At 48.7% G+C, this 20,619-nt stretch carries 17 protein-coding genes; 5 read left to right on the forward strand and 12 right to left on the reverse strand.

The features are described from left to right. Nucleotides 1-8: 8 nt before the first annotated feature. On the reverse strand, nucleotides 9-2,039 hold the full coding sequence (locus E6W40_RS26095) for a bifunctional 2',3'-cyclic-nucleotide 2'-phosphodiesterase/3'-nucleotidase (protein WP_246073196.1): 2,031 nt from the start codon (nucleotides 2,037-2,039) through the stop codon (nucleotides 9-11). A 287-nt stretch (nucleotides 2,040-2,326) separates the two neighbouring features. On the opposite strand from E6W40_RS26095, the gene E6W40_RS26100 reads away from it, so the two are divergent. From E6W40_RS26100 to phnE (E6W40_RS26115), 4 genes are all read left to right on the forward strand, one after another. Next, a complete protein-coding gene (locus E6W40_RS26100; RefSeq protein ID WP_136608538.1) occupies nucleotides 2,327-3,292 on the forward strand; it encodes a phosphate/phosphite/phosphonate ABC transporter substrate-binding protein in 966 nt (321 codons plus the stop codon). A 134-nt stretch (nucleotides 3,293-3,426) separates the two neighbouring features. Further along, entirely contained in the window at nucleotides 3,427-4,194 is a 768-nt protein-coding gene (phnC, locus tag E6W40_RS26105) for a phosphonate ABC transporter ATP-binding protein (RefSeq protein ID WP_136608539.1), read from the forward strand. Next, nucleotides 4,194-5,006, forward strand: coding sequence for a phosphonate ABC transporter, permease protein PhnE (gene phnE, locus E6W40_RS26110; protein WP_136608540.1), 813 nt, complete (start codon nucleotides 4,194-4,196; stop codon nucleotides 5,004-5,006). Before phnC ends, phnE (E6W40_RS26110) begins: the two co-directional genes overlap by 1 nt. Further along, nucleotides 5,003-5,821 (forward strand): phosphonate ABC transporter, permease protein PhnE, encoded by an 819-nt coding sequence (phnE, locus tag E6W40_RS26115; RefSeq protein WP_136608541.1) that lies wholly within the window; start codon nucleotides 5,003-5,005, stop codon nucleotides 5,819-5,821. The genes phnE (E6W40_RS26110) and phnE (E6W40_RS26115) overlap by 4 nt, the downstream gene beginning before the upstream one ends. A gap of 174 nt (nucleotides 5,822-5,995) precedes the next feature. On the opposite strand, the gene E6W40_RS26120 is transcribed toward phnE (E6W40_RS26115), so the two are convergent. The 7 genes from E6W40_RS26120 to E6W40_RS26155 form a co-directional block, all read right to left on the reverse strand. Continuing rightward, nucleotides 5,996-6,268 carry a hypothetical protein gene (locus E6W40_RS26120; RefSeq protein ID WP_136608542.1) on the reverse strand — a complete coding sequence of 91 codons (273 nt, stop codon included), beginning with the start codon at nucleotides 6,266-6,268 and terminating at the stop codon, nucleotides 5,996-5,998. 17 nt (nucleotides 6,269-6,285) lie between these two features. Further along, nucleotides 6,286-7,581 (reverse strand): Tle-like phospholipase domain-containing protein, encoded by a 1,296-nt coding sequence (locus tag E6W40_RS26125; protein WP_246073197.1) that lies wholly within the window; start codon nucleotides 7,579-7,581, stop codon nucleotides 6,286-6,288. Between the two features lie 34 nt (nucleotides 7,582-7,615). Beyond that, on the reverse strand, nucleotides 7,616-7,912 hold the full coding sequence (locus E6W40_RS26130) for a hypothetical protein (RefSeq protein ID WP_246073198.1): 297 nt from the start codon (nucleotides 7,910-7,912) through the stop codon (nucleotides 7,616-7,618). Between the two features lie 275 nt (nucleotides 7,913-8,187). Beyond that, a complete protein-coding gene (speD, locus tag E6W40_RS26135) occupies nucleotides 8,188-8,994 on the reverse strand; it encodes an adenosylmethionine decarboxylase (RefSeq protein WP_136608543.1) in 807 nt (268 codons plus the stop codon). 239 nt (nucleotides 8,995-9,233) lie between these two features. Then, nucleotides 9,234-10,505 carry a GTPase HflX gene (hflX, locus tag E6W40_RS26140; RefSeq protein WP_136608911.1) on the reverse strand — a complete coding sequence of 424 codons (1,272 nt, stop codon included), beginning with the start codon at nucleotides 10,503-10,505 and terminating at the stop codon, nucleotides 9,234-9,236. A 535-nt stretch (nucleotides 10,506-11,040) separates the two neighbouring features. Continuing rightward, entirely contained in the window at nucleotides 11,041-12,615 is a 1,575-nt protein-coding gene (locus tag E6W40_RS26150; RefSeq protein WP_246073199.1) for a sensor domain-containing diguanylate cyclase, read from the reverse strand. A 183-nt stretch (nucleotides 12,616-12,798) separates the two neighbouring features. Then, entirely contained in the window at nucleotides 12,799-13,593 is a 795-nt protein-coding gene (locus tag E6W40_RS26155; RefSeq protein WP_136608545.1) for a TatD family hydrolase, read from the reverse strand. Nucleotides 13,594-13,816: 223 nt separating this feature from the next. Between E6W40_RS26155 and E6W40_RS26160 the strand changes: the two genes are divergently transcribed. Then, entirely contained in the window at nucleotides 13,817-14,734 is a 918-nt protein-coding gene (locus tag E6W40_RS26160; RefSeq protein ID WP_246073200.1) for an SPL family radical SAM protein, read from the forward strand. Nucleotides 14,735-14,801: 67 nt separating this feature from the next. Here the strand turns inward: E6W40_RS26160 and E6W40_RS26165 are convergent, their stop codons facing one another. From E6W40_RS26165 to E6W40_RS26180, 4 genes are all read right to left on the reverse strand, one after another. Beyond that, nucleotides 14,802-17,051 carry an outer membrane protein assembly factor BamB family protein gene (locus E6W40_RS26165; protein ID WP_168929061.1) on the reverse strand — a complete coding sequence of 750 codons (2,250 nt, stop codon included), beginning with the start codon at nucleotides 17,049-17,051 and terminating at the stop codon, nucleotides 14,802-14,804. Nucleotides 17,052-17,200: 149 nt separating this feature from the next. Beyond that, complete coding sequence (locus E6W40_RS26170) at nucleotides 17,201-18,085, reverse strand: IS3 family transposase (RefSeq protein WP_168928788.1); 885 nt, start codon at nucleotides 18,083-18,085, stop codon at nucleotides 17,201-17,203. Further along, entirely contained in the window at nucleotides 18,007-18,351 is a 345-nt protein-coding gene (locus E6W40_RS26175) for a helix-turn-helix domain-containing protein (RefSeq protein WP_246072784.1), read from the reverse strand. The genes E6W40_RS26170 and E6W40_RS26175 overlap by 79 nt, the downstream gene beginning before the upstream one ends. A 106-nt stretch (nucleotides 18,352-18,457) precedes the next feature. Then, nucleotides 18,458-20,371 carry a PAS domain S-box protein gene (locus E6W40_RS26180; RefSeq protein ID WP_136608548.1) on the reverse strand — a complete coding sequence of 638 codons (1,914 nt, stop codon included), beginning with the start codon at nucleotides 20,369-20,371 and terminating at the stop codon, nucleotides 18,458-18,460. Between the last annotated feature and the right edge of the window lie 248 nt (nucleotides 20,372-20,619).

Below are 20,619 nucleotides of genomic sequence, written 5' to 3' on the forward strand. Positions count from 1 at the left end.
CTTGGATTTTAATATGGATGCACCTTTTCTCTGGAAGATGCTGCGGCTTCTGTTCCCTGTCTGCACAGATCGATCCTGTAAATGCCGTAGCCCTGCGCGTTGACCCGCCCTGTATACTCAAGCTGCGGGAAGTCTTTTATATATTTAACCGCATCCGGAGAAGAGGTGAATGTGATATTCACCGGATTGGCAATAGGAACGAAGCTCCAATTTTTCTCCGCAAGTCCATCAAGACATCCCTGCTCCGCAATATAATCAATTAGTACCTGGCGGTTTTCATCGGCTGAGTCCAGTACCAGTTCTGCCTCCCGGAGACCCGGGAAGTTGCCGCCTCCGAATATGCGGTAATTGCTCGATACCAGGATAAATTCTTGCTGTGGATCAACCGGTTCCCCCTGATAACAAAGGTTTACAATTCTGTGCACACAAGGGTCATGCAGAGTACCGTCCGGATTGTATCTTGCAGGCCGGGTAACGTCTACTTGATACGTGAAGCCGCCGATCACATCAAAATTAAAAACCGCAAATAGCGGATTCAGCAGCGGCTGCTCCTGCGTTTCATCCGGATCAATATGATTATATATGCCGGCACTCATCTCTAACCAATCCTTCACTGCAGCACCAGTCATTTTAACGCCCTTGACGGTATTGTCGAATAAATACAGCTCCGTTGCGCTTTTGATGGCGACAGGACCTGCAGGAATATCCGCATACTCCTTAGGTCCGTTCCGTCCCGCCTTAAACGGTGAACCGACGGAGAGCACGGGAAGATGCTGCAAATGCGGTGCGGAAGAAGCCAGCCATCGGCGGGCATAAGCACACTGGGCATGATTCAGAAGCTGAACGGAGGCGTCCTCCTGTACCAGGGAAAAATAGCTGTGCAAAGGAGCTTCGACCCGGCCAATGGGGGCATTCGCGTACATGATCGTACTTTGATGCACCTCTTGCAGCATTATCACCATCTCCGGATCAGCCTCGGCAAGCTCCTTCCCATGAAGACGATCATATACATCGCGGATCATGGACTTCCCTTGAACCACCTGCCATCTTCCATCCAGCTGCTGTAGCGACAAATCAATGATTCCAAGCATTGAACCGCCATATCCGGCCTGCACGGCCGGCAATCCGTTAATAGTTCCATCCTCCAGATGGATGGCAGGCAGCGGACTCTCATGCTCTCCTTTGAAGGCTGGATTTAGGGACGCAAAATCCGCAGCCGGAAAAATTTTATGCGTGTGGGAAAAGGTGATGGCATCAATGCCCGGAACCAGACTGAGGGGCAGCACCGCGTTTTCAGCGTTATGGTCCACCAGCGATACATTGCCATCAAATCCCGTATGGGCAAGAGCAATAATGATATCCGCACCTTCCTCTTTCATTCGCGGAACCCATTCCAATGCGGATAGCACCATATCTTTCACCTGCACCTTGCCTTTCAAATGCGTCTGATCCCAGTCCAGAATCTGCGGAGGCACCAATCCGAAGAAGCCGATGCGAACATCATGCGGCATTCCGGAGCTATCCGTACAGGTTTTGGTCAAAATCACATAAGGCAAATAACGGTTTACCGTATAACCGCCGTCACTACCTTTTTCATCTATATACACATTCGCGTTGACATAAGGAAAATCAGCACCTTCGATTACCCTATCCAAATAGTCCAGTCCATAATTGAATTCATGATTTCCAAACGTCGCCGCATCATAGCCCATCGCATTCATCACTTGAACGGCGGGGTGAATGAATGGTTCTCCTTCTGAAAGACGAGAGGGGTCTATACGTGCAGCAAATGTCCCCATCGGGGTGCCTTGTATCAAATCTCCATTATCCACAAGCAGGCTGTTTACCGCTTCAGCCCTTGCCTGCTTTATTAGAGAAGCCGTACGGACCAATCCCAGGGAAGGATCCTGCTGATCCCGGTAATAATCGTAATCCATCAGACATGCATGCACATCCGTCGTCGACATAATCCGCAGCATTATGGTAGGGTCAGCATCTGATTGCTTATTCACCATTGATCCGTTTTGATTGCCATTCACCTGTAACCACTCCCTTTTTTCCTCGATCTATCGTAATTACGCCCATTATACCGCCCAAACATTAAACCAGCGTAAAATCCTGATAATCGCTTTTCTTCCATATATAAGGATGCATCATTTCATCTGCTGAATGCTTATTCTCCATTTAGGTCCTCCATAAAATTAACGTAGAATCAACAAAAGTAATCCTTTCCGTTAACCCTTGTCTCTCAAGCCTATGTTACGCTCGTTCCTGTCAGGCAAGTGAGCTCTGACCAAAAAAAGAAAAGTACGTGGAGGGGACCATCATGTTTAAAAAAGTACTCACGATCAGTTTGACCTTAGCGCTCGCAGCCAGTCTTGCAGCTTGCGGATCCAAAAACGCCGGCACGAGCGGCGGGGACACAGCATCCGGAACCGCAGAAGCAGCATCTTCGGCATATGTGCCGAAAGAGCTTAATGTACAGTTTGTGCCTTCCCAGAATGCGGATACGCTCGAAGCCAAAACCAAGCCGCTTGAAAAGCTGCTCGGAGACAAGCTTGGCATTCCGGTTCATGTGACCGTATCGCCGGACTATAACACGATCGTTGAAGCGATGGCTTCCAAACAGGTTGACGTTGGCTTCCTGCCGCCAAATGCTTATGTACTGGCTCATGATAAGAAAAAAGCAGCCGACCTGCTGCTTCAGGCACAGCGCTATGGCGTGAAGGATGAAACCGGCGAAGATACAACGGACAAAGTCGACTTTTACAAAGCGATGATCGTGGTGAAAAAAGACTCTCCAATTCAAAGCCTGAAGGATCTGAAGGGCAAGAAAATTGGCTGGCAGAACGTGACTTCCTCAGCTGGCTATGTCTTCCCGGCTGCTGAGCTGAAAAAAGAAGGCATTGATCCGGACAAAGACGTGCAAGGCGTAACGATCAAAGGACATGATGCCGCCATTATGGCACTGTTGAACGGTCAGGTAGATGCTGTCGCCGTTTTCCAAGATGCCCGTAATACCGTTAAAAAAGACGTTCCAGACGTATTTGAAAAGACCCGTGTTCTTCACTATACCGCTAAAATCCCGAATGACACCGTCAGCGTACGCAATGATATGGACCAAAGCTGGAGAGACAAAATCAGCCAAGCTTTCATCGATATCACCAATGATGCTGAAGGCGCGGCAATCATCAAAGACATCTACACACATGTGGGCTATGTTGCCGGTGACGACAAAAATTTCGATCCGGTTCGTGAATATGCAGAAGCAGTAGGCCAAGAAATCAAGTAATCATGCACTCCTGACAATCCAAGCAGTAACCGGGGCAGCACCGTCCATGATATTTTATGGCGGTGTTGTTTCCCATTACGGGTGACACGGAAAAATCTTCCTTAGGAAACCATTCACAGAAAGTGGGCTTGATCATGATTGAATTCGATAAAGTATCCAAGGTCTATCCGAACGGAACGGTCGGACTACGCAACATTAATCTCACTATTCAGGAAGGGGAGCTTGTCGTCATCGTCGGTTTATCCGGTGCAGGCAAATCCACCTTTTTACGAAGCATCAACCGCTTAACCGATATTTCCACCGGAGAGATCAGAGTCGGCGGCAAATCCGTGACCCATGCCTCCGGCAGCCAGATCCGCCATATCCGGCGTGATATCGGCATGATTTTCCAGAGCTTCAATCTGATTAAACGTTCGACCGTCATGCGCAATGTACTATCCGGCAGGGTCGGCTATCATTCTACGCTCCGCACCATGCTTGGCTGGTTTCCTAAAGAAGATGTGGAGCTGTCCCTGGATGCGCTGCAGCGTGTTAATATCCGGGAAAAAGCCTATATCCGCGCCGATGAGCTGTCAGGTGGACAGCAGCAGCGCGTATCGATTGCCCGCGCGCTTGCGCAGGAAGCAAGGGTCATCCTCGCTGATGAGCCTGTCGCTTCTCTTGACCCGCTTACTACACGCCAGGTGATGGACGATTTGAAGCGGATCAACCGGGATATGAATATTACCACGGTAATCAATCTCCACTTTATCGATCTGGCACGTGAATATGCGACACGGATTATCGGCCTCCGCGCCGGAGAGGTGGTCTTCGACGGAACACCTGCGGAAGCAACCGATGAAGCTTTTGCCGAAATCTACGGCCGTCCCGTGCTTCAGGATGAGCTGCTGGGAGGCGCATGATGAAGACGCCTATTTCAACGGCTGCTTTGAAGCCTTCAGCCCCTGACCTCAACCCGCCAAGAAAATATAAACAGTATGCAGGGTGGCTGGTTCTCATTGCCGTGCTGATTGCATGTTCAGTCCGGACAGAGGTAACCCCTTACCAGCTCATCAGAGGGCTGCCACAAATGGGCATCCTGCTGCAGGAGATGTTCCCGCCGGATTGGAGCTACCTGCCCACCATTTGGGCACCGATGCTGGAAACCGTCCAGATCGCCATTCTTGGCACGACGTTGGGCGGATTGCTTGCCATTCCGGTTGCGCTGCTATGCGCGTATAATCTGGGCTTAAGCCGCTTTGTCTCGTTCCCTGCCCGCATGGTGCTGAATCTGGTTCGTACCGTCCCTGATTTGCTGTTTGCTGCTATTTTCGTCGCGGTATTCGGTATCGGGCCATTTGCCGGTATGCTGGCGCTCGTTTTCTTCTCATTTGGTATCATCGCCAAGCTGACCTTTGAGGCCATCGAAGCCATCGATCCCGGTCCGCTGGAAGCCATGACTGCTGTCGGGGCAAACCGGATGCAGATCATTATGTTCGGTGTCGTACCTCAGGCGCTTCCGTACTTTATGTCCTATCTGCTCTATACTTTTGAAGTCAATGTACGGGCAGCGGCCGTGCTCGGGCTTGTCGGAGCTGGCGGTATCGGACTTTTGCTGGACCGCTCGCTCGGATTGTTCCGTTATGACCGGGCTGCGGTCATTATTCTGCTCACGCTCGTCATCGTGCTGGTCATTGATTACGGCAGTACGATCATCCGGAGGAAACTGTTATGAAAAATGCGACTTCTGCTATAACCGGAAAAACATCCGGCTCTGTGTTCCGTTCACGTATACGTTTTGCACTCATTGGTTTACTCGTGATTATCGTCTACTACTGGTCGGTTCAAGGCATGCAGTTCGAGGGTATTCAGGGGACTGCCGGGACCGTCTCCAAATCCATTTTGCAGGGATTTTTGCATCCGGATTGGTCCTTCGTCTATATCGCGGAGGGAGAGGATTTGCTGCGGGGACTGCTCGATACACTGGTCATATCCATTCTCGGGACGGTTGTTGCTGCTGTGGTCTGTATTCCGTTTGCTTTCTGGGCTTCTACTAATATGAGCCGGCAGCTTGCGGTATCGGGCAGCGGTAAAATTGTACTGAGCATCATCCGCGTATTTCCGGAGATTATCGTTGCGATCCTGTTCATTAAGGCGGTTGGCCCCGGATCCTTCGCAGGTGTTCTTGCCCTCGGTATCCATTCGGTTGGCATGCTGGGCAAGCTTTATTCGGAGACCATTGAAGCCATTGACCGCGGCCCTCAGGAGGCTCTGATTGCGAGCGGTGCAAACCGGCTGCAGGTACTGCGTTATGCTGTGCTGCCGCAAGTAATACCCCAATTTCTATCCTACTCGCTGTACCGGTTCGAGATTAATATCCGCTCCGCGACAACGCTTGGTCTGGTTGGTGCTGGCGGTATCGGTACACCGCTCATCTTTGCACTTCAGGTCCGCAACTGGAACCGGGTTGGCATTATTTTGCTGGGGATTATCGTGCTCATCATTTTGACCGATCTGATTTCGGGTTGGGTGCGGAGACGGATTATTTAATCATTTTTTCAATCTCACATATTCTCGCACCTGTACATCTTCTCCGCTAAGGCGATCTGTGTGCATCCACATACTAAAGGACTGCTTCCGGAGGTTTCCCCCTGACGGAAGCAGTCCTTTCTTATCCGATAAAAAAACGCCATATTCCAATTAGGAATACAGCGTCCCTGTGAACTACCTCATACTATCCGTCTGCTTCATTAGCTGTACGTATCGGATCAGCTCCGCCTTCTGCTGCTCGATGGAATGAACCCGGTTCGCCAGGCCGGAGAAAAAAGTCTCTACGAGCCCGCGCGTTACATTCGCGGATTGACCATTCCAATCATCCAGCCTGTGATAGAGGCTTCTGGCCTCCTGTTCATCGGACTGAATACGCCCCAGCAGCCAGCTCAGCTCACGCTCCGCCTGCAGCAGATCATCCAGCTCTACAAGGATTTCCCCGTTCAATTCATTCCCTCCACTTCTTATCCCATCATTTTCCCGTTGTTAGACGCATCAGCTTGCTGGAACTGTTCCGCTTTCTTATTGATAAAGCCCAAAAACTCCGTTGTTTGCTGGACATGCCACTGCGTCAGTTCCGAAATGGAGGCATCCAGCTGTGCAACCATCGGCTGCAGCCTGCGGCTGTGGCTGGAATGCATATAATTCATCAGCTTGGATCTGACGGTCTGCATATCTGCGCTGATCTGCTGCGCATTCCGGTTCCATTTCTCCGCGACGCTGCTGAGCTCCTCGGGGGTTACCCGAATGAGTCCGCTGCCCGCTCCGCCCATCATCGCTCCCAATTGAGCCAGCCTTTGCATCTTTCCAAACGCATTCATTCCCAAGTCTTCCATCAATCTGAAGGATGCCGGCATCCGAGGTGCGCCATCCACCAATTCCCCGGTTTGATCGTCATACAGAGGATTTTTAATATAGCCGTTTTCATCAAACTTGTATTGTTTCAAACCATGATAGTAAGGCCCATCGAGCGTATTTTTGGCTTTATCGATGAGGCTAACACCATCATTTGCATCCTTGTAATTAGAGTCAATATAGTAGGTCGAACCTACATGACGGTCATATCCGCCCAGTGTACCGCTGGCAATAATATCGCCGGGATGGGCATAATTCACGATTTGCGAATCATATTCACCTGCCTCCGCCTTACGCCTGGCCGATGCTGACAGGCTGCCCATTACGGAAGGCGCGCTGAATGTAACGGCAGATAATCCCGTATAAGCGGCCGCATACTGTGCATTGCCACCCCCAAGGGAGTGTCCCGTCAAAGAAAAATCCAGATTCTTATGCTTTTTTTGCATCTCATTCGCGTAATCTTCAGCCTGGTACAGCTGTTTGTCACCGTTAAAGGTTTTATCCAGCTGCCGATCCACTTCTCCGGCCCAGTCCTTGACCGTGGTGATGCCAACCTTATCCTCGATGCTTTGCACAGCATCATCCCAGGGGTACTTCACCTCAAGGCTTTTATCAATCTTACGCCCCAGCTCACGGATGCCAATTCCACCATCGGCGATATAGTCCGGCACGGAATCCGACAACCCTTTGCCACCTTCCGTCCCCCGATAGGCAATTACGGCTTGTTTGGTGTCAGGATTGTAAAAGGTAACCGCGTCAAAACCCGTATGATCATCATTGGCTGGCTTTTCAAGCACTTCCCAGCCCGGGAGCTCCTTCGGCTTGCTTCCTTTTTTCAAATCGTTGTAAGCGAGGTCCGACATTTTTTGGTACATTTCATCCGTAACTTCTGGCGCCTTGCTCAATCGTACTCCTCCCTCGCGTTTTTTCTAAATGGACTTATTCCGGTTTGTCCTGCTTCGCAAACGGATCGATCCCTTTGGCACGTATGGCCTTCTCAAGCTCGGGGCTCATCACAAAATTGGTTGTTTTCTTGTCTTCGTAATCGACCGATATATTGAAGCTTTCATCTGGGTGATCGGTCACATGGCCTTCCATCATAATCTTCGGAGATATGTATTCCGCTAATTTTTCCTGTTTGGTAATCTCCACATCCAGGTCATACTCATTTTTGAAATACTTGAGTGCTATTTCCTTGGCCTCCTGCATCTGGTTGGCCTTTTCCGTTTTGCTCACGCTTTGACAACCTCCCAACACCAAAATCATCGTCATCATAAGAGCGATAGACCGAATAAACCTGCGAATAACCATCAGTCCTCTCTAACCCCTTTTTCTAAAATTAAACATGATTGGCAGTTATTAATCCAGTGTCTGGAAAAAAATCAGGAAAAAGTAACCACTAGCATTATGAAAATGCAGACCATTGGCTGAACCTCTCGTACCAAAGGCGCATGTAACTTATGGAATGTACCTACTTATCAGCATATTAAAATGAGCCGGGGGAAAGTCCCTCAGCTCATGTTTTTCCCATAATAGATTTCGTCCATCTCCTGCGTAATCCGTTCGGTGATTTCCTCCTGCTCCTCATCGCTCAGCTTGTCCTTGGTGTATCCGAAGAGATAGTTGTCCAGATCAAATTCCTTGAGTTTACACTTGGTATGAAAAATATGCTCCTGATACACATTCACGTCAATCATATCGTAAGAATCCTTCACATTGTCCGGAATATAGTTCTGAATCGAATTGATATCATGATCAATAAACAGCTTGTGACCGTTAATATCCCGCGTAAATCCGCGAACCCGGTAGTCGATCGTCATAATATCCGTATCAAAGGAATGGATCAGGTAGTTCAGCGCCTTGAGTGGTGAGATTTCGCCACAGGTCGATACGTCGATGTCCGCACGGAAGGTGCTGATTCCTTCATCTGGATGAAATTCAGGATAAGTATGAACGGTAATATGACTCTTATCGAGGGCCATCACGACCGAGTCCGGGAGAGGCCCCGGCGATTCCGTATAGGATTCCTTAGGCACTTCGACCACAGGTCCTTCCGAGACGAGTATCGTTACACTCGCGCCTTGTGGCACGTAATCCTGCTTGGCTATATTCAGTACATGTGCGCCAATGATGTCCGATACATTTTTCAGAATAGCCGTGAGACGGTCCGCATTATATTGTTCATCAATATATTCCAGGTAAGCTTCACGTTCCTCCTTGGTCCGGGTAAAGCATATATCGTACATATTAAAGGCCAAGGATTTGGTAAGATTATTGAACCCATGCAGCTTCACATGCTGTTCAGGCATTATTTTCATGCTTCTTCCACCTCGCTGTCTCTCATATTCACTGCCTAATATTCCCTGATGGAGGCTGACTATCCGCCAAACAGTGACATTCAAAGTTTATTTAAACTTCTTACCCAATTCACATGAGAAGAAACCTCTTCCGCAACCTTAGAGAGAACATCTTTTCCTGGCAAATATAAAAAAAACCGCCCCGCATTTAGCGGAACGGCTTCACAGCTGACCTGTGATCTGCTTATTACAATGACTGGTTATTCAATGACAAACTCACGGTATTTCTCATAGTCCATCTGTCTGCACTCGAGTGTTAATCGGGTTCCTTCATTCTCATACTCCGTTGCCCTAATATCCGCGTGCTCGTTCAAATACGACACCACCTGGCCTTGGTCATAGGGGATCAGCATATCACAATGAACATAATCCCTGAAAATAAAGCCCCGGATGAGGCTTATCAGCTCATCAATTCCGATTCGGGGTTTGGCGGCCAAATAAATGCTGTTCTCCTGAACCTCGGGAATCATGTGTCCGGCAAGATCACATTTGTTATAGGCAAATACCGTAGGGATATCTGTCACGCCAATATCCTTGAGCGTATTTTCCGTGATTTGGATCAGCTGACCGTATTTCTCATTGGCATAATCCACGACATGAATGAGTAAATCCGCCTCGGCGACCTCTTCCAATGTCGAACGAAAAGCCTTAACCAGATGATGCGGGAGCTTGCTGACAAAGCCGACGGTATCGGTTAGGAGGAAGCTCTTATTGTCCTCAAGCTGAATGTTCCGAACAGAGGTTTCCAGCGTGGCAAACAGCATATCTTTCTCAAATACCGTTTTCTCGCCGCTTCCCCCTGCTGCTCCAAACTTCTCGATCATGGCATTCATAATCGTTGATTTGCCGGCGTTAGTGTATCCAACCAGGGATACAACCGGCAGTGCGTTCTTTTTACGCTGCTTTCGCTGCGTCTGGCGCTGAAATACGAGTGATTCCAGCTCCTTGTTCAAGGCTGTAATCTTCTCTTCAATCCGGCGGCGATCCAGCTCCAGCCGTGTTTCACCGGCACCCTTGTTTTTCGTGCCCACCCCGCCGCTTTGGCGTCCCAGCGACTCGCGAAGCCCGATTAGACGCGGCAGCATATACTGCAGCTGGGCCACTTCAACCTGAAGCTGGGCTTCGCGGGTCTTCGCCCGTTTTTCAAATATGTCCAGGATAAGTATCGTCCGGTCGATAACCTTGCAATCCAGATCGGATTCCAGATTACGCAGCTGCGATGGAGACAGCTCATCATTAAAAATGATCAGATTGGCCTCAAGCCCTTTGTACAAGCCGGAGAGTTCATCTACTTTTCCTGTGCCGATGTAATGGGATTTGTTGACCCGCTCCATGTTTTGTGTGAGCTGTCCGACCACCTCAACCCCGCAGGCATCCGCCAGGTTGCCAAGCTCCTCCATCGAATATTCAAAGTCCTGCTGATGATTCAGGTTCACGCCGACCAATACGGCGCGCTGTTCCAATTGTTCCAATAGTTCCATATATGAACCTCCACATATCGTTATTATTTTATAATGAAAAACAAAAAAACCGCAGGCCTCTACCTGTGGTTAGAGCGAACGGAAAATAAAGGCGGACTGCCGGTCTGCAGCGATTTGGAGAAAAGCTGCAGCGGCAACGCTCTATTTCGGTTGGTTTCTTGGAAAGCCGAAAAAAGCAACGGCTATAGATATCCGAAAACAACAATGGAGAGGCAAAAGCCCTCTCCAGCTGCACCCTGCGCACCTGGACTCCCTGGCGGCACGCTTTCTAAATTATGGGTTCATCAAAGATATACAGACCAATCCCGTTCGCCCTGCACAAATGCAGAGCCTTTGAGCACTATTCAATTAGCGGCACAAAGTGAAGTAACGGAATTTAATGTACATAGCTTCACGAACCCTCCGTTCATTGTAATTGTTACCATCTTAGCATAAAAGATTCATTTCCACAATTCCGAAAGTTTATGTTTGAAATCAAAGCCGCAGCCCTTCGGCTGCGGCTTTCTAGTTATCGCTTAAAATCGCTCTATACATCTATTTTACTAATCGTTGTGCGGTTCCGGCCATCCTTCTTGGATTGATATAATGCATCATCCGCCTTCTTGACCAGATGCTTCGCGGAGCGTCCTTGCACAGGAAATGCGGAAATGCCCGCTGACAGCGTAATCGAGGCGCCCGTAGGGCTTTTGGTCATGGCCAGCTGTTCACGCAGCTTATCCGCCAAATCCTTGGCTCTGCCAAGGCCGCAGTGTTTGACCAGGATGCCGAATTCTTCGCCGCCATATCGGAAGCACACATCATCTTCAGAGAATATCAACTGCATGATCCGGGCGACATAACGCAATACATCATCGCCTACAATATGGCCGTAAGTGTCGTTCACAAGCTTGAAATGATCGATATCAACCAGAATCAGAGCAAATGGTATATTGTTTTCCATCCATCCAGCCATCATGCCATCAAAGGCTCTGCGGTTGGCAAGGCCGGTCAGCTCGTCAATTTTCACCTCATTGCGCAGATGCGTCAAATCCTGGTTCATGCTCTGCAGGGCGATCTTTACGCTTTGTGAGAGCAATCTTACTTCATAATAGTAGGAACGGATGTCAGGTATGTTCTCAGCCGGGACGGGTCGGAGCGTTGCCTCATCCGAAAACTGGGCTAACGTATGGAGCGGTTTCGCAATCCGGCTCGCAATCCACCAGCCAAGCAGCAAGATCAGGAGCAGGAAGGGCAGCGACACGAGCAGCATTCTTTTGACAAGATTATAGAGAGGCTTATCAATCACCTCTGCCGGTGTCTGGGAAATAATTCCCCACGAGCTGCTCTGCTCATAGGCGTATCCTGCAAGAAAGTGATTTCCTTCGGAATTCGTCACTCTCTGCGATCCACTCTGGCCCTGAATAACCTTCCGGACCACTTCATTATGAACGACAGATTGTCCGATCCGCTTCTTTTCCGGATGAAAAATCAGGTCACCGTTCTTTTCCACCACATAAACATAAGAGCCATCGCCGAAAAAATGCTCCTTCAGCATGTTGCTCAGCACGTTCTTTTCTTCCAGATAGATCGTTCCGCCCACAAATCCTTTGTAATCACCGTTTTTATCAATAATCGGAGCGGAAACCAGTATGATTAAGCGCCCTGTGGTTGCACGATAAGGCTCCGAAATAAAAGGCTTTTTCGTATTCACAGCCATTCTGCTCTGCTCAGAGGTCAGCGTGTCGCCGATGGAGATTCCGATGGTGCGCGGACTAAGAGCGCGAATAATCCGGTTGTTATCAGCAACCACGATGGAATTAAAGTACTGGGTATTTTCCTGAAACAGATCATCGAATAATTGAACATCAATGACTTGCTCGCGTTCAGAAATTTTGGCAATCGCACGGATGTTTTCCTGCATCGTAATCAAGAGCTCATTCGTATTGGAAGCCAGTTTTTTTGCATATGATTCATTCTTGTTCAAGTAATTATTTATCAAGGATGACCGGTTAACCTGCACTGCAGAGGTAATACTCGTCAGCATCGTCAGCAAGATCGCCGTGATGATGAGCAGACTGATGGTAAACCGGAGAGTCAGACCCTTTTTTATAAAATATTTCAAAATTGCATCCCGCCTGCGTAAAAAATATGGAAGATGATGTCATTGTGTGTCATCTCCCCATTATACATCAGAGGTGAGGACACGAATATATCTTAAAATAAAAATTCCATTACATTCATCAAAATATTTAATGGCATAAAGGGCTGTCTTTTTAACCCAATTCATACGATGAAGATTTGCAGCTTAGTTTATGTTAAAAAAGGCTTTGGTCGTGCGCACCGTTTGGCTAGCAACTTCCTCCAGCTCCCGCCCCATACAGGAAGCAATGACTTTTACGATATGCGCTAGGAAAGCAGGCTCGTTCCGGCCATCCTTCGGCTTCGGCCGCAAGTCTCTAGGGGTGAGGTAAGGAGCGTCGGTTTCGATCATGAGACGGTCCAGCGGAATATCCTTAACGAGCTCACGCAAATGCTGTCCGCGCCGTTCATCACAAATCCAGCCGGTGATCCCGATGTGAAAGCCCATTTCAAGGTAAGCATGAAGCTCGTCAGCGGTCCCTGTAAAACAGTGAACAACCGATTTAGCCACCATGGACGGATGCTCTTGCATGATTGCGGCAAAATCAGAATGCGCTTCCCGCTCATGTAAGAATAGCGGCAGCCCCAGTTCTTCCGCAAGCACAACCTGCTCCCGGAACCAACGGCGCTGCACGTCCCGCGGCGAAAAATCCCGGTTATAATCCAAACCGCATTCGCCAATCGCCACCACCTGCGGCAGAGCGGCCAGCTCACGTAACCTGTCCAGGGTATGCTCGGTACATTCCTTCACATCATGCGGATGCACACCCGCTGTAGCATACAGCTTGCCGGGATAAAATCCGGCGAGTAGCGCAGCTTCTTCACTGCCTCCAACACTGGTTCCGGTAATGATGAGCGGGGTTACTCCTTCCCCTTCCGCCCGGGCGATGACCTCTTCCCGATCCTTATGAAACGAACGATTGGTTAAATTAACACCGATATCTATAATTTGAGGATGCATGCAGATCTGCCCCTTTCCTGAAATGTTCCCAGTAAAAAACCGCAGCCTCTCGGCATGCGGTCATCAAATGACTCTAAGGATACAGGATAACATAAAGGAAAGGATCTCTACAAACAGATTTCTTCTATAGAAATCCATTCCTTCATCTTCCAGGACATTTTCATATGCTATAAAGTATAGTATACTACAAAAACAGGAACACTTGTTCTGAATAAGGAGGTGTGTGCTCTGGTCCATAAACCCATACCGCGGCTGTGCCCATGGCTGCAGCTTTTGTTATGCCAGAGCCTTTCAAGCATTCATTGGCCGGGAAGCAGATGATGAGTTTCAAAACCGCATTATGCTGAAGACCAACGCGGCCGAGGCGCTGGAATCCCAGCTTTCACGCATGGCCAAGCGTTTTGACTATGATATTGGCCAGTTGCGGGATCATATTGGTCTGGTGACCCTGGGGACTGCCACGGATCCTTACCAGCCAATTGAGATCAAATCGAAGATTACCCGCAGCTGCCTGGAGGTTCTTGCGAAATACCGTATCCGCACCACGATCACGACACGTTCGCCACTGATTCTACGAGATCTGGATCTCCTCACCCAAATGGATATCACCTCGGTCAACATCAGCTTGAATACACTGGAGCCTGCGATCATCCGCATGATGGAGCCGGGAGCCCCGTTACCCTATAAAAGACTTCAAGCGATGCAAAAGCTGTCGGACAGCGGTGTGCGCACCGGGCTGTTTATCGCCCCAATCCTGCCATTCCTGACGGATTCCAGGGAAAGCTTGAGGGAACTTATGACTGCCGCCAAAGAACATCGCGCCAGCTTTACCATGACGTCGCTTCTGCGCCTGACGCCTGATGTGAAAGCATGGTTTCTGCATTCTTTGGGACAGCATCATCCGCAGCTTGTGCCGAAGTACAAGAGCTTATTTCGCGGTGCTTATCCCGATAACGGCTATGCAGATCGTGTCAAAGCACTTGCACGGGAAATAAAGCATGAGCTCCGATTAAGCGGCGAGGTGCCAGAGAACAGTATTGGCGGCTGCAAGTCAGGAGCCATTGACGATGCCCTAACCTCCTTCAAACCTTCGATGACGCTTCTCACCCCCGAGGTGGAGCAGCTCAGCTTTCCATTTTAGTCAGACACAAAAAGGGCCCAACCAAGTTAGGGCCCTTTTTCATGCGTATTATAACCAACTGCCTGCCTTACTGCACCGAGTCCAGCAGCTTTTCTAGCTCTGTTTGATGATATCTGGCCAGTCCGCCATTCGAGGAGCCAATATAAATGTCCCCGGCGCTCACATTGAGCAGTCCTTCAATCCCTTTCCGATAACGCGCCTCACTAAATGCAACCTGGTTGTCATGCAATCTCCCCAAAACCTTGCCATCCTCCTTACGAAGTACCAGCAGATCAGAACCATAACCCAGCAGCAAATATTTAGAAAGCAGGGCATAATGGCTTTTAACCATGTCATCTAATGTGTATGAGGTAGACGATTGCGTGGTGGTTACAGGCATTTGCCAGAGTACATCTCCCTTTTCGCGATCAATTGCTGCCGGCAGTCCGCCTAGTACCACATACAGCCGGCTTGAATCCAATACGCCGTTTACCGCTTTGCCGGGCAGAGTCCACAGCGCGCGCTTTTCGAAAATATCATATAGAACCGTTTCCTCAATTTGGGAGCCATCATAGTCCGATAGTCCGCCTGACCGCTGTACCAATATATACCGCTGTTCATTGGTGGTTTCAAACCGTTCCTGCCGGTTCCACGGATATTCAGCCAGCAACTGGCCACTTTCCATATTGAGCAGCATCCACTTGTCTCCGACGAGGAACCAGCGGCTGGATTGCTGAGGCTGCAGCGGCAGTTGGATATTACCGAAGCTGTAATAAGGATGCGTCTGCGGATCCTGGTTGATATCTCCGTGTCCTGTCACACTCCATATCCGGTTTCCATCCTTCGGATTCAGTGCCAGCAGCTCCAAGCCCTCCCGAAGCAGAATATAAGGATCTTCTGACTCCGTACTAAGTATCTCTTGATTTTCATGCAAGGTCTTGGTCCATAGCTGTTTTCCCGTTGCACGGTCAAGCACAGTCAGGAGCCCCGGGGCATTCTCTGAGTCAGGCATCTGGTGTAAAATGATGATGTCTTTGGCGGCGTATATTTGGCTTTGACGCTCCTTTGGCAGCTGCTTCTCCCATAACACCTGCCCATCCTTCAAGCTTAATTCCCGGAGATGCTGCTCATATATTTTTTTCACAGGATCATATGCGGTATATACCGCCGCCGTATTGCGAGAATGATCCAGTGAAGCGCTGTACATCCCAAAGCCTGCATTCACCTGCCACAGCTTACGGCCCGAGGCCCCGTCGACTGCATAGATCGATGCGTCATGATGCATCCCGCTGAATCCCCCGTCATCCCCGTTCATCAGCAGGACTTGGTCGGTGGCTCCGATCAGGTAGGCGTAGTTTAGATTCCCTTGATTCCGCCATACGGGCTTGCTGCTTAACGTCATTACGGCAGGCATCGATCTGAAATCATAGGTAAACCCGTAATCTTTTCCGGCATATGCATCCAGCTTCAGCTCCTGCCCAGCCGGAAGAATCCACTTCCATGCCTCGAGCTTGCCTTCCTTGGAGAAGCTCACCGCAAATTGGGCATTCGGATGCTCATAACGCCAAGTTGTTCCAATACGCATCGGCTCACCCAGCTCCGCCAGATTGGCCGAGTGCTCCGTTACATCCGGGTTGCCGAGAAGCTTTTTGACTTTTACATCATTATCACCCTTTTGCAGCAGGAGCTCTGTCACATTCCTCGCCAGATCATCCCCTATGGCGGACCCTTGACTCAGGATTCCCGCTGGAATGACATCCTTGGATACAACGCTTTTCATATTTACCCAGAGCAGTATGGGCCTATACACCGTGAACTCCCCACGCCATTCCTGAGGGCTGACCATGACTCCCACCCAATCTTTCCACTTGGCAAGGGCGATCAGCTTCCTGTCTTGTGATGATGCTGCCCATTTCAATTGGCTTCCCGGCGCTAGAAAAAGCTTGGCATTCAGACTTAAAGTAATAACGGCAGGCTGTGTTTCCGTAATGCTCTTGGCGGCAGCCGTGGTGTACCAGCGTGGAATCCAGCGGTTACCGTCGCTATCCGAAACAGCAAGCGCCATGTCTCCCTCTACCAATTTCACTTTTACTGTTTCGCCCGCATATCCGTAATCCGCTGCCTTCAGATATGACCATGCGGTGCCAGTCGTCAAATATTTTTCAAAATACGGCGCTTTATACTGAAACACAAGCTTGTTTGTGGACTGCATCGACTTGGATACCGTAGCCTGTGAGGATTGAGCCACTACGGCAGTACCTAGAGGAGACAGCAGTATAGCGCAGGCCATCGTCAGGGTTGCTGCACTCGCCACACGCATCAGCGGGTTCAATCGCACTTGGAGCCCACCTTTCCCGGATTCATATTCAATTTTTTTACATTTAAGTATATTGACGGATTTGATAAGTAAATGTTCCGATTCTTTTCTAAAAAAAAGGCCCTCATCGCTATGGTCAAGACCCCATTTAGTGGACATTGAAAAAACACCTAGGCTGCAAACTGGCGCCGGTACTGTACCGGCGTCAGTTTGTTTAATTTACGCTGCGGTCGCCTTTGGTTGTAAAATTGTATGTACTTCTCAATTCTCCTTTGTGCCTCTGCCAGATTTCGGATATCATAGGGATAGAGCCCTTCCGTTTTGAGATGCGAGAAGAAGCTCTCCATGGAGGCGTTGTCTAGGCAATTGCCCCGGCGAGACATGCTGATTTGGGCGCTAACCTTTGGCAGCATGTCGTGGTAAGCATGAGACGTGTACTGGAACCCTTGGTCGCTGTGAACGACCAATCCGGACACGTCTTTTCGCTTAGCAAATGCTTTAGCGAACGTCTGAAGTACCAGTTCATTATCGTTACGTTCGCTAAGTTGGTAGGCCACAATCTCGTTATTGAATAGGTCTTTCACTGCCGAAAGATACAGCCAGCGCTCGCCTATCCGGTATTGAGTCACATCCGTCACCCATTTCTGGTTTGGTTTTTCGGCTGTGAAATTTCGCTTAAGCAGATTATCAGCCACGCGCTCGGCAGCCTGGTATGTCATATTAAATCGACGTTTCCGGCGAATGCTGGCTTGAAGACCAAGCTTTTGCATTAGGCGCAGTACTTTCTTGTGATTCATCCATACACCTTCATCCTGCCACAAGAAAAGTTGGATCTGACGGTAGCCATACTTTCCTTCGTAGCGTTGATACACGGTGCGAAGGAGTCGTTTAGCCTCGGCATCTCGGTCATTCTTCTTCCTCTTCAAATACGCGTAATAGCCACTTCTAGAGACGCCAAGGAGCTTGCAGTGTTCGGCTACTTGGCCGACATTCGCTGCTTGTTCGATAAGCTTGAAGCGCTGTTCTTTCCCTCCTGCATCCAGATTTCCAAACACTTTTTTAGCATCGTATTCTCCCGTTTCAACTGCTGAACATATCGCTCTTGATCTAAATATTCCTTCCGCCTTCCTCGTTGATCCAGTAAACCAAACTCACCCTTTTCACGGTATTTTCGCATCCAACGCTTCATCCGACTCTGGTCTTGGATTCCCAAATGATCGTTGATTTGCCGATACGTCCATTTTTCCTCTACGTGCAAACGGATTGCCTCCATCTTGAGTTCCTCAGAGTACGTCTTAAACTTTTGACCTTTTATAGCCATAAAAAATACACCCCCTAGAATTCATCGGTTAAACCAAGGGGTTTTTCCAATGTCTATTCTAAGGGGTGCACTTCACTATGGATGAGAGCCTTTTTAAACTTTAGTTTCATTTTCTACCCGTGATGCCCAAATTGGAAATAACTTCCATTACCGTCTGCGTCTTCACCGGCTTGCTGAGATATTCGTCCATACCCGCGGCCAGACAGCTTTCCCGGTCGCCTTTCAGCGCATTGGCCGTCACAGCGACGATTGCTGGGCATTGATCCTTCGGCAGGGTTCTCCGTATCATACGGGTTGCATCAAATCCGTTTAAACCAGGCATTTGAATATCCATGAAAATAAGATCATATTGGCAGTCCTGTGCTGCGTGCACCACATCTTTTCCATTGTTGACGATGGTGGTCTGGTGACCTAGGTTTTCAAGCATTTTTTTTAGCACGATTTGGTTAACTTCATTATCTTCGGCAATCAGAATGTTCAGGTAAGGAGAAGTAGATTCATCCATTGTCTCGGAAGCATCCTCGTGATACGACCAGTTCTCTTTTGTCATTTCAACCGTAAACATAAAGGTCGCTCCGGGCTCCCCATCTTGCTCCACCCAGATGCGGCCGCCCATTAGCTCAACCAGCCTTTTGGTGATAGCAAGCCCAAGACCGGTTCCCTCATGATTTCGGGTCATGAAATTATTGACCTGTGAAAACGGCTCAAATATATAATCCACCTTGGACGTGGGAATGCCGATACCTGTATCCTTAATCGTAAATTCGAGCCGGATTGTCCGATTTCTCTCAGAGAGCTTTCTTACCCGGGCTGAAATTCCGCCGGCAAATGTAAATTTCACCGCGTTTCCGATCAGATTCATCAGAATCTGCTTTAACCGTTTCGCATCCCCAATCATGACTACCGGGACATCATCCTGTATCTCCAAGTTCATTTCAAGCTTTTTCTCATGAGCTCTGGCCAACAAAACATCAAAGGTCTCATCCACGCATTTTCTCACATCGAAAAGCTCCTCCTGCAGCTCGGTTTTTCCAGACTCCACTTTGGAGAAATCCAAAATGTCATTAATAATGCCTAGGAGCATCTCGCCGCTTTGGCGGATAATCTTCACATATTCTTTCTGCTCATCGTCCAGCTCCGTCGTTGTTTCGAGCAGATCCGTCATGCCTATGACTCCGTTCATTGGAGTTCGGATTTCATGACTCATCACGGCTAAAAATTCACTTTTGGCCTTATTGGTGCTCTCGGCGGATTCCTTGGCAATCAGCAGCTGCTTCTGCTCGGTGACATCCTTCGCAATGATATAAAAGCCCACATTCCGGCCGTTAACATAAATGGGAGCAATCGATGTCAGTACCTCTACCGAATGACCGTCTTTATGATAAATTTTATCAATATGCTTCTCAATCGAAGGGTTTGTCAAGGATTCCATCAGCAATTTGCGCTGGTTATCTTCACCAATGAGACGGGCAATCTTCTTTCCTGCCATTTGGTTCACACAATAGCCGGTCATTTTTTCAGACATTGTATTTCCGTTGACGATATTCCCTTCCAAATCGAGTGAAATAACCGCATCATGATTGTATCTTTTTAAGGACGTGTACCGCTCCACGGTTTCCTGCAGCTTCGACTCGGCCAATTTATTTTTGGTAATATCATTCATTTGTATAATATAGGCTTGCGGATGACCGGCAGAATCCAGCATAACGGTTCCATATACGGCTGCCCAAACAATATCTCCATTTTTCCGGATATACCTTGTTTCCGTTTCAGCCATTCCATCTGCCCTATCCTTCAGCATCGTTCTGTAAAGCGTAAGATTATGCTCCAAATCATCAGGGTGAATGAGATCCTGGAACCTTTGCTGCAGCAGTTCACTTTCAGGGTACCCTATAATTCGGCAAATAGCTGGATTTACTTTCATCCAAGCTCCGTCAAGGGAGATCATTGCAATTCCAAAAGGAGCAGTGTTGTACACTTCTTGGAAAAACGAAAGATCTTCTGCTTTTATGGTACTCATCACACGCCTCCGTCCGCTAGATATTGATGATCATAAGCCCGAGTCTATTAATTATTCATAGAACGGCGTAAATTGATATGTATAACATACGACAACTTTAAAATGAACGCAAAGATAGCTATAACGTTCATTAAACCGTATGCGGAAACTAGAACCACATTTTCTCCGTAAAAAGGGATTTTCCGACAAAATAGAGCTTCGCAGGACGAAAAATGAGGCATCAAAAAAAAGGGAGGGGCAGCCCTTCC

Source organism: Paenibacillus dokdonensis (assembly GCF_004916975.1).
GTDB classification, from domain to species: Bacteria; Bacillota; Bacilli; order Paenibacillales; family Paenibacillaceae; genus Paenibacillus_AQ; species Paenibacillus_AQ dokdonensis.